The organism is Paenibacillus sp. O199 (assembly GCF_001636635.1).
In the GTDB taxonomy this organism is placed as follows: domain Bacteria; phylum Bacillota; class Bacilli; order Paenibacillales; family Paenibacillaceae; genus Paenibacillus; species Paenibacillus marchantiae.
In genome coordinates this window covers 1-9,184 of sequence record NZ_LGRP01000067.1, presented here as the reverse complement: position 1 = coordinate 9,184, position 9,184 = coordinate 1, and the positions used below count along the sequence as shown (strand labels likewise).

The following is a 9,184-nucleotide window of genomic DNA, read 5'->3' as shown; positions in this document are numbered from 1 at the left end:
AATATTTGTCTAACTTTAAGGGGTCACTTCAACATGAACGATGTGTAAACGACTGGCTTTTATTTTACAGTATTAACGCACTTCTCCATTGGTTTCAATCAGTTTTTGATACCAGTGGAAGCTCTGTTTGCGGATACGTCTTAATTCCTTGATATCGAATTCTTCCCGATCCACGTAGATGAATCCATAACGTTTGCTTGATCCCTGATGTGTGCTGACCAGATCAATCGCAGACCAAGGGCAGAAGCCGAATACATCTACACCGTCTGTAATAGCCAGTTGAATCTGTTCGATATGTTTATTGAAAAACTCGATGCGGTAAGGGTCGTTGATCACGTCGCCTTCCTCCAGTTTATCAAATGCACCCAGACCATTCTCGGTAACGATCAATGGCAGATGATAACGGGAATAGATCTGGCGCAGCGTTGAGCGGAAACCAACGGGATCAATTTCCCAACCAAATTCAGTCTTTTGCAGATTTGGATTTACAGATCCTCTGTAAGCTCCTGGCTCCCCGACGATTTCATGCTGGTCTCCTGTATGGGAGAAGTCATTGCCATCATTCAAGCTTTCACCAACGGTCTGTGATGTATAGTAGTTAAAAGCGATAAAGTCAGGGTTTCCTTGAGCCAGGATGTCCATGTCTCCATCTTCAATGACAGGGGTATATCCTTTTTCTTCGAGATAACTCCAGGCAATATGATTGTAGCGTCCATATACCGCCATATCGAGATAGAGCCAGTTGCGAATGGCAGCATAGTTATCAGCAGCGAGCGTATCTTCCGGTTTGGAGCTCGCAGGATAGATAACACCGATATTGGGAGCTGGGCCGATTTTGGCTTCAGGCAGCATCTCATGACACAGAACCATGGCTTTGGCTTGAGCGACCAGCATGTGGTGATTTTGCTGATACAGAGTTTTTTGTGGATCAACAAGCGTTGTATCCAGCGTACCCAGAGAGCCGGGATGCAGGATCAACATATTTTGTTCATTAATGGTCAGCCAATATCTGACCCGGTCACCGTAGTTCTCATAAAGTGTTTTGGCATATTGTTCAAAGGCATCTATCGTTGCACGGTTGGACCAGCCCCCTTTTTCTTCAAGCGCATAAGGAAGATCAAAGTGATACATGGTCACAATGGGCTCAATACCGTATTTAATCAACTCATCAATCAAGGAATCATAAAATGCCAGTCCCTTTGGATTTACTTCACCTGCTCCTTGCGGATAGATGCGAGTCCAGGCGATGGAGAAACGGTAGGCTTTGAAGCCCATTTCGGCCATCAGGGCCACATCTTCTTTGTACATATGATAGTGATCACTGGTTACCTTGAAGTCGGTTACGCCTTCCACATGATTGCCCATGTCGATGACAGAAGGGCCTTTGCCATCTTCATCCCAGGCTCCCTCAATTTGATAGGCGGAGGTTGATCCTCCCCAGAAGAAATCTTTAGGAAATGGTTTAAGTTGAGTATGCTTCATTGTTAGTTCCTCCTAAATTGAATACATATGATATAAGTTGAGTTAGACAAGAGTTAGACAACCAAAGTCAGCAGGACATCGTTTTTCTGTACATGCTCTTGAGTCGTTTCGAATACATCCACTTCCTGCTGCGTGAGAGTAACAATGACAGGAGTCACGGTTTCGTATCCAGCCTCTTTAATTTTATCGATTTCAAATTGGATCAACAGATCGCCTTGTCTTACGATATCGCCTTCCTGAACGACAGGATTAAAATGTTTCCCCTTCAGCGCCACCGTGTTAATACCAATGTGAATCAAAATCTCGGTACCTGCGTTGGTCGTTAATCCAATGGCATGTCCAGTTGGGAAGAGTGAAGTTACAACGCCATCCACGGGAGCGACGACTTCACCAATCTCAGGAACAATGGCCAATCCTTTGCCCATGGCACCTGTTGAGAAAGCAGGGTCGTTAATGGTGCTCAAGGCTACAGCTTTACCTGTAAGAGGACTATAAATTTGTTCCTTTTTGATTTCAGTTGTTTTTGTCTCAGGTACGACAGGAAGTTCTTCCGGTGTACTTTCAGTCGATGTATTGGAGACAGATTCATTTTTTTCGGAAGCTGTGTCTTTGGTTTTGCTTTCATATCCGAACATCACGGTCAATATCGCTGCTACAGCAAAGGAGCAGGCAATCGCAATCACGTAGACAACCGTTGGTGTATAGACAGGAATGGCAAATATATTGTGGAACACATAAGCAGTCATTTTAACGCCAAAGTGACCATTAATGGCACCGCCGATCGCACCTGCAATGACAACGATAGGAATCACTCGTTTATAACGCAAGATCAGACCGTATACGATCGGTTCAGTGACACCTGCAAGTAAACCGGTAAGGCTGGTGGAACCTGCAAGGGTTCGCAGGGTTTTGTTCTTTTTGGCTTTCAGGAAAATACCAAATGCTACACCGATTTGTGCAAACACAGCTGCAGCTGCCATGGCTTCAATCGGATCGCCGCCAACCCCGATATTCTGAATCGTGATTGGTGTGAAACCCCAGTGGAGTCCGAAGACAACCATGAAGGTCATGAATCCACCCAGTACAACTCCTGACAAAATGCCGCTGACACCAATAAGCCAAGTTACGCCGGAGGAGATCCAGTCACCTACCGTGGTGCCGAATGGTCCGAAGGCCATTGCGGACAAAGGAACCATAATCATCAGAGCAATCATCGGTACCAGGAACAATTGCAGATCTTTCAAAATGATTTTCTTCAGTAGTTTGTCGAGTACAGCGTAGATGCTGATCGATATGAAGATCGGGAACACGCTGGCTGAATAATTCATCATGACAACGGGTATGCCGAGGAACGATACATCCGAGCCTTTATCCATCAGTCCGGTAAAGTTCGGCTCCATCAGAGCGGCACCAATTACACCTGCTACATAAGGATTGGCTTTCAGTTTCATACCAAGTGTGATACCGAGGAAGATAGGCAAGAAATAAAAGACTGCGTTCCCGGCAGCAGATAGAATCAGGTACGTGTCACTTGTATCAGACATCCATCCAAGCATAGTCAGGACAGTCAACAAAGCTTTTAACATACCTGATCCTGCCATGGCCGGGATTAAAGGTGAGAAACTTCCGGATATAATTTCAAAAACTTTGGATAAAACCGATGTTTTTTCTCCTGTGGACTCAGCAGATGAGGAAGAATCCCCTCCAAAATCTCTGTTCTTCATGATCTCTGCATATACATGAGCCACATTGCTGCCAATGACGACCTGGAACTGTCCGCCGCTTTCGACAACGGTAATGATACCATCGTGTTTCTCGAGCGTTTCGCGTTCAGCCTTTTTCGAATCCTTCAGATCGAATCTCAGCCGGGTTGCACAGTGGACAAGACCATTGATATTGGCTTCTCCGCCGACGAGACGAACGATGTCATCCCCCATTTTTTTATGATCCATGTTCATTCTCCTTTGTTGTTAAGATTGCCTGAAAACAAAAAAATACCTAAACGAATGGCTATGATCATCGGAAAGATGACCCGTTGCCAATCATTTAGGTATCGCCTGCTTTACCAGTAACAATCCTTGTCGTTAAGTTGTGAGACCTACTATAAATGACGCCGAAATCGTTTGCAAGCTTTTTTTATTCAGCGTCCAGCATTTCGTTACGGGAAGTGACACGGTGAATATGGATCGTCAAGTACACTTTTTCATCAATGGACATGGCGCTTTCAAACTTCTCTTCAAGGTATTGATTAATCAGTTGTGTACACTGAAAAGCCTTGGCATATTTGTCTTTAACCTGCTCATACAGGAAGTTATCACCCGATGCAAATTGCTCCTGTTCATTACTCAGCATTCTCTGCACAAAGTATTGCAGATGGGTAATAAACCGGGAGTAATTAAATGAATTTTCATCCAGGGCGATGTGGTAATGATTGGTGACAATGTTGAAAATATCATCAATAACCTCGGTAATTTCAACCGTTTGTTTCATACCCTGACCATCTTGGCGAGCGTTGACAAAATGCATGGCAATAAAGCTGGCCTCATGCTCATCCATTTGGATGCCGAATTGTTCCTGAATCAGATCTACTGCATTCATGCCAATCCCAAATTCCTTTTTGTAAAACTTCTTGATTTGCCACAAAAGGGAATTCTTCAGTCCGACGGATTTGCGGTACCTTGTAATGGCGAATTGAATATGATCAATTAACGATATATAGATATTATCACTAAAAATATCGCCCATTTCCTTTTTGGCGTAGCCTACAATTTCGTCAGCTAATTTTAAATATTCAACCGATGTTTCACCGATCAGGTCAATCAATTTTTGTGGTATTTTATCCGATTTCAGCACAAAGGTTTTCTCGATTTTATCCTCATCCACGGGCTGTCCATTTTTCTTCTTGAAACCTAGACCGTTGCCGATGACAACAAACTCTTGGCCTACCTGATTCTCTGCACGAATGACGTTGTTGTTGAAAATCTGTCGGATGATCATGTATGTGTTCACCTCAATAGCTCGTAATAATAACAAAAAACCCAAACAAAGGCTTATTAGACAGCCTTTTGTTTGGGTATCGCCTGCTTACCAGTAACAATCCCGAAGAAGACACAGCTTCCTCTTTCAATTATGTCCACTATACCGCTTTCATAACAGAATAACAATACAATGATTTATGGAAATGAACGTAAAGACGTCAATTTTTGTTATAATAAGAAAGCTGGAAGTGAAGAAGATGGGCTGGGTTGCATAATAAGTTACCGAGGACGGTCATTTTTAAGCATATACAGGATTATTGGAGTGATAACATGAGCAAAGCAAAAGGAAAAGGCGGTACCGGCCGTGGTACTGGCAAAAAAGGCTGGAACCGTTGGCAAGCCGCCGCTAACCGGGCGAAAAGTGCCCCGAAGCCTTATAAAAGTAAAGGCACAAAGAATAAAACCGATGCCGAAACGCCAAGTGACAAGTCCCAGTAAGTGGGCACGAGATAAGTTGGAGAAGAGATCTGACCTGAAACAGGGCAGCTCTCTTTTTTTTGGCTTGATGCGTTAAAAAAATTATGCTTAACAGAGCCTAATAAGTGATATCCAAATTGCCGATATAAATGGTAAATTACCCCTGTGTGGTGTCGATATACTACCTAGAACAAAGGAGATTTGTCATTGTCCAATAAAAGAATGATACACACAATTAATTTGTTTATGGTTGGTGTTACGCTTACTGCGTGCAGCTCTTCGTCAGGTGTTCCCAATACTCCTGCGGTCTCCAAATTTATTTCTTCGAAAAAAACGGTTAATGAAATACCTGTAACAATATTCTCTAAGAACAAGGAAGTGGAAATAACCCTCTCTTCGGATTGGAAGGTTTCAACAGAACTTATTAATCCATCACTATTGAAGTTATCGCCAGTGGATCGAACAAAGTCCATCCGAATCGACCGAGTGAACCGGGCAGACTACTTATCGGATACGTCATTGACCGATTACATGGCAATCCACAAGAAAAATATTGAATCCACACAAGGCCCAAAGAGAAAGAAAGATGAGATCATCAGAACCAGCAATCTAACTATTGATAAAAAGGAGGCTTACGTAAAAGAAGGAAGAACCAGTTATGAGAGGAATCAATTCGGGTACATTACAGCATACCTAGAAAGTAACTACCATTTTTATATCATTACATATACATCGATGTATGAATTTACGTTAGCAGACCGGGAATTTTTCGAAAAAATGTCTCAACAATTTCGGATATTGAATGATGAACCATCAGACCTTGTCCTTTCATCGACCGATCTTACATCGCATCAGGGAAAATATTCTCAATTCCAGATCCGTACTCCATCTAATTGGGAAGTTCAAGATTTTGAATTACGGGGTTCAGATCTGGATATCTCTCTGCAGGCAAACAATGATTACATGTCGATATATCTCGAACCAAAGGAAGAATCTGATTCCGATCTAACGTTAGAGGAGTATGGACGTTATGTCGCTGAAATGTATGCTGATCCAGAGAACTCCATTCTCGTTCCAGAACGCACGTCTGTTGAAATCAATGGTTTGAAGGGGATTCAGATGGAAGGGTACCAAGTAGTAAATAAACGTAAGATTGTCCAGCTACACACCATTTTAGAAGCACAGGATCATTTTGTAGAGATCGTGTTCTATACGGGTGAGGGTCGATATGATCGGGTAAAGAAAGAGTATCAGAGATATACAAGTACCTACAAGGAAAATAAAAGGTGAAGTTATAAAGGTATAAGAGATCTGCCCACCCGATATCTGGATAAGATCTCTTAAATCTGTAATACAGTCTATTATATAGCAGCTTGAATGAAAGAAGATGGCTCCGAAACTTCAAGTGACAAGTCCGTTTAAATGGGCACGAGATAGAGTAGAGAAGGGAACTGACCTGAATACAGGGATGGTCTCTTTTTTATTTCATCGCAAGCGCATCATATTAAACGAATAACAAAAAACCAAGACGCAGGAATTACCCTCAAGCATCTCGGTTTTTTTGTTATTAACGTTCTTATTGTTTACTTGGTATTCAGCTCTATTTAGCTCTTACTTTGAAGAAGGAGATCAGTTCTTGCAATTGGCCCGATACAGCCGAAAGTTCATCAGAGGCAGCAACAATGGAGGCCATGGATGATTCCTGTTCGGCAATGGATTGCTCAATCTGTTTGCTGCTATGTGCTGCTTTGCTGACGCTCGCAGACAACTCATCCGCAGTAGCGGACATTTCCTGTGTGCTGGCGGATATTTCTTCGGTAGAACTGGAGATATCCTGAATTTGGTTAGCGACTTTGTTCGTAGCTGTCAAAATATCTTCAAAAAATTGCCCCGTCTCCATAGTGACCTGAGATCCCTTCACCACTTCTTGGGAGCCAAGCTGCATAGCTTCGGCAGATTGAAGGATATCGCGCTGAATGCCGTCAATTAAGGTACGGATTTGTTTGGCAGAATCCTGGGACTGTTCAGCGAGCTTGCGGACTTCTCCTGCGACAACCGCAAACCCTTTTCCTTCCTCACCTACACGAGCCGCCTCAATGGAAGCATTCAGGGCGAGCAAATTAGTCTGATCTGCAATTTGCGTAATCATATTTACGATGCTGCTAATTTCGTTGGAGCGGCTTTCCAGAGACTGTATCGATTCCGACGTGTGCTTCACCGCACCAGAGATCAGTCTCATCTGCTCAACCACTTGTTGCATAATCTCATGACCTGTATTGGAACGTTGTTCCATGCTTAATGCCTCATCCGCTACATCTGCAGAACTGCTGGCAATCGTCTGCACAACGGTAGACATTTCTGTCATTGCTCGGGCACTTTCCACGCTCGCCTGATCCTGGGAGCGAAGGCCGTGAGAGATGTCCCGAATATTGCTGCTGATCATCTGGATATTATCATTATTTTTCTCAGAAATATCTAGTAATTTCTTGGATGAGTCAGAGAGGTGATAGGATGTCGTTTGGACTTTGAACATCGTGTCATTGAATCGCTGAATCATCGTATTGAATTTTTCATTGATAATTCCCAGATCATCCCGTCCGGTTTGGATGGTTACATCCAGATTGCCTGCGCTTGCAGTCTCAATACCCTTCATAAGGTCACGGATTGGCTTAAGTGTTTTCTTTAATAGAATAAACTGCAGTACCATAAACAGGACCAGGAAACCGATAAGGAAAATACTACTGTATGTAATCAGCTTATGAAGTCCTTTTGGAACTGCGTTTGCATCAACGTCGAAGTAAAGTGCGGCGTACATTTTTCCTTCGGCATTTTTAATAGGGTACATAATCGTAGTCCAAGTACCGTATTCGTCCGTATAAAAGCTGCTTAATGCAGGTTCCTCGTCGTTTTTCATACCTTCAAGAGCTATAACATTTTTCTGTGGTAATGGATACATTGAACCTGCTGCCATATTGCTTTCTTCAAAAGGCCCCAACAAATTAGTAGGAATCGCAATGATGGACGTTTGATTTCCTTCCTTCAGTTCAGTGCCGAAGATATAGGCTTGTGCAATATTGGGATATAGCTCGTGGATGGAATCCAGGTAATCTCTTAATTCTTTCTGAACAGGTCCAGAATAACTTTTCTCTTTTACTGCTTCAAGTACTTTGTCTGTATCCAGATCATCAAACCATTTCTGTGTTGTAACTTCAGCCTGCTCGTACAATTGTTGACTCAGAATATTCTTTTGCAGTTGATATCCCGCAGTAATGAGGATAACCCCAATCAACATAATGCTGCCGAATGAAATAACGAGATTTTTAGCAAAGAAGGGAAGAGTACTCCACCTTATCTTATTTAACAACATAGTTCACTCCTTTTTCTAATTATGACCATCTGGATGCGTGTTCGCCCTACGTATGGTGCTTCGTATCCATGTGATATATCGTAATAGGGTTAGACTAATGTTAGTTTTTGAATGAAAATGATGCTTTAGTACCAAGGTTTTCAGAATTTTCCTCATTTCTTTCATTATTGTGTTCATTATTAAAAAATGCGCAAATCTATAACGGTAATTTCTTTGAAGATTGGGGAAATTAAATGCCAAAAGGAATAAGGTCCCTTCATTTTAAAAAGTGAATTGTGCCTAACATGTATATACATAAAGGGGAGAGGGATTTATGTTGAAGTAAAGATATGCGCATATATGAAATACATTAATACGCAAAAATGACTCTAAACGAGACTCGGCGAATACGAAAAGATCAATGAACGATATCCTATTACTGTAATGAAAGACAACAGTATATAGATGAAGCTAACTTAATAAGTAGTAACATTAATGAAGAAAAGTTTTCATGGCCCTACAAGACAAACTGTTCATTAGAGTATTAACGTTGGAATTACAGCCAGTATAGGCTATCCCATAGAACGCATAGAGCGGTTCCGTAGATTCCGTTAACTTAACAACCGCTGGAGACATTTATAATAGGAAAGTAGATCAACTAAATATATTGAGATAAAATTAATTTATAATATGGGTTGTAATTAGTATTAGAACATGATATATTATTAATCCGGCCAAGAAAACACGAGAAACACGGTGTGGCAAGCGAATGAAATAAGCTTCGAAAGAAACTTAAAAAAAGAGCTTGCAAAGTTGGTTCGGACGTGATAATATATAAGAGTTGCTGAAGAGAACAACGACGGCAACGAAAACAAGTTTGATCTTTGAAAACTGAACAACG

General features: G+C 41.9%; 6 protein-coding genes. 2 read left to right on the top strand and 4 right to left on the bottom strand.

Annotation, left to right across the window (positions count from 1 at the left end):
- Window positions 1-72: 72 nt before the first annotated feature.
- The 3 genes from A6049_RS31670 to licT all read right to left on the bottom strand — a co-directional run bounded on the left by A6049_RS31670 (window position 73) and on the right by licT (window position 4,479).
- On the bottom strand, window positions 73-1,482 hold the full coding sequence (locus A6049_RS31670; RefSeq protein WP_063568382.1) for a glycoside hydrolase family 1 protein: 1,410 nt from the start codon (window positions 1,480-1,482) through the stop codon (window positions 73-75).
- A gap of 53 nt (window positions 1,483-1,535) precedes the next feature.
- Window positions 1,536-3,434: a beta-glucoside-specific PTS transporter subunit IIABC gene (locus A6049_RS31665; protein WP_063568381.1), complete on the bottom strand. Its 1,899-nt coding sequence runs from the start codon at window positions 3,432-3,434 to the stop codon at window positions 1,536-1,538.
- 184 nt (window positions 3,435-3,618) lie between these two features.
- Entirely contained in the window at window positions 3,619-4,479 is an 861-nt protein-coding gene (gene licT, locus A6049_RS31660) for a BglG family transcription antiterminator LicT (RefSeq protein ID WP_063568380.1), read from the bottom strand.
- A 311-nt stretch (window positions 4,480-4,790) separates the two neighbouring features.
- On the opposite strand from licT, the gene A6049_RS32410 reads away from it, so the two are divergent.
- Window positions 4,791-4,958, top strand: a complete 168-nt coding sequence (locus A6049_RS32410; RefSeq protein ID WP_064506465.1) for a DUF3934 family protein — start codon at window positions 4,791-4,793, stop codon at window positions 4,956-4,958.
- A 186-nt stretch (window positions 4,959-5,144) separates the two neighbouring features.
- On the top strand, window positions 5,145-6,227 hold the full coding sequence (locus A6049_RS31655) for a hypothetical protein (RefSeq protein ID WP_063568379.1): 1,083 nt from the start codon (window positions 5,145-5,147) through the stop codon (window positions 6,225-6,227).
- Between the two features lie 310 nt (window positions 6,228-6,537).
- Here A6049_RS31655 and A6049_RS31650 read toward each other — a convergent pair whose 3' ends face one another.
- Window positions 6,538-8,304 carry a methyl-accepting chemotaxis protein gene (locus A6049_RS31650; RefSeq protein WP_063568378.1) on the bottom strand — a complete coding sequence of 589 codons (1,767 nt, stop codon included), beginning with the start codon at window positions 8,302-8,304 and terminating at the stop codon, window positions 6,538-6,540.
- Window positions 8,305-9,184 lie beyond the last annotated feature (880 nt).

Coding starts and splice junctions, on each gene's coding strand:
- A6049_RS31670 (WP_063568382.1), bottom strand. CDS start 1,482: ATGAAGCATACTCAACTTAAACCATTTCCTAAAGATTTCTTCTGGGGA.
- A6049_RS31665 (WP_063568381.1), bottom strand. CDS start 3,434: ATGGATCATAAAAAAATGGGGGATGACATCGTTCGTCTCGTCGGCGGA.
- licT (WP_063568380.1), bottom strand. CDS start 4,479: ATGATCATCCGACAGATTTTCAACAACAACGTCATTCGTGCAGAGAAT.
- A6049_RS32410 (WP_064506465.1), top strand. CDS start 4,791: ATGAGCAAAGCAAAAGGAAAAGGCGGTACCGGCCGTGGTACTGGCAAA.
- A6049_RS31650 (WP_063568378.1), bottom strand. CDS start 8,304: ATGTTGTTAAATAAGATAAGGTGGAGTACTCTTCCCTTCTTTGCTAAA.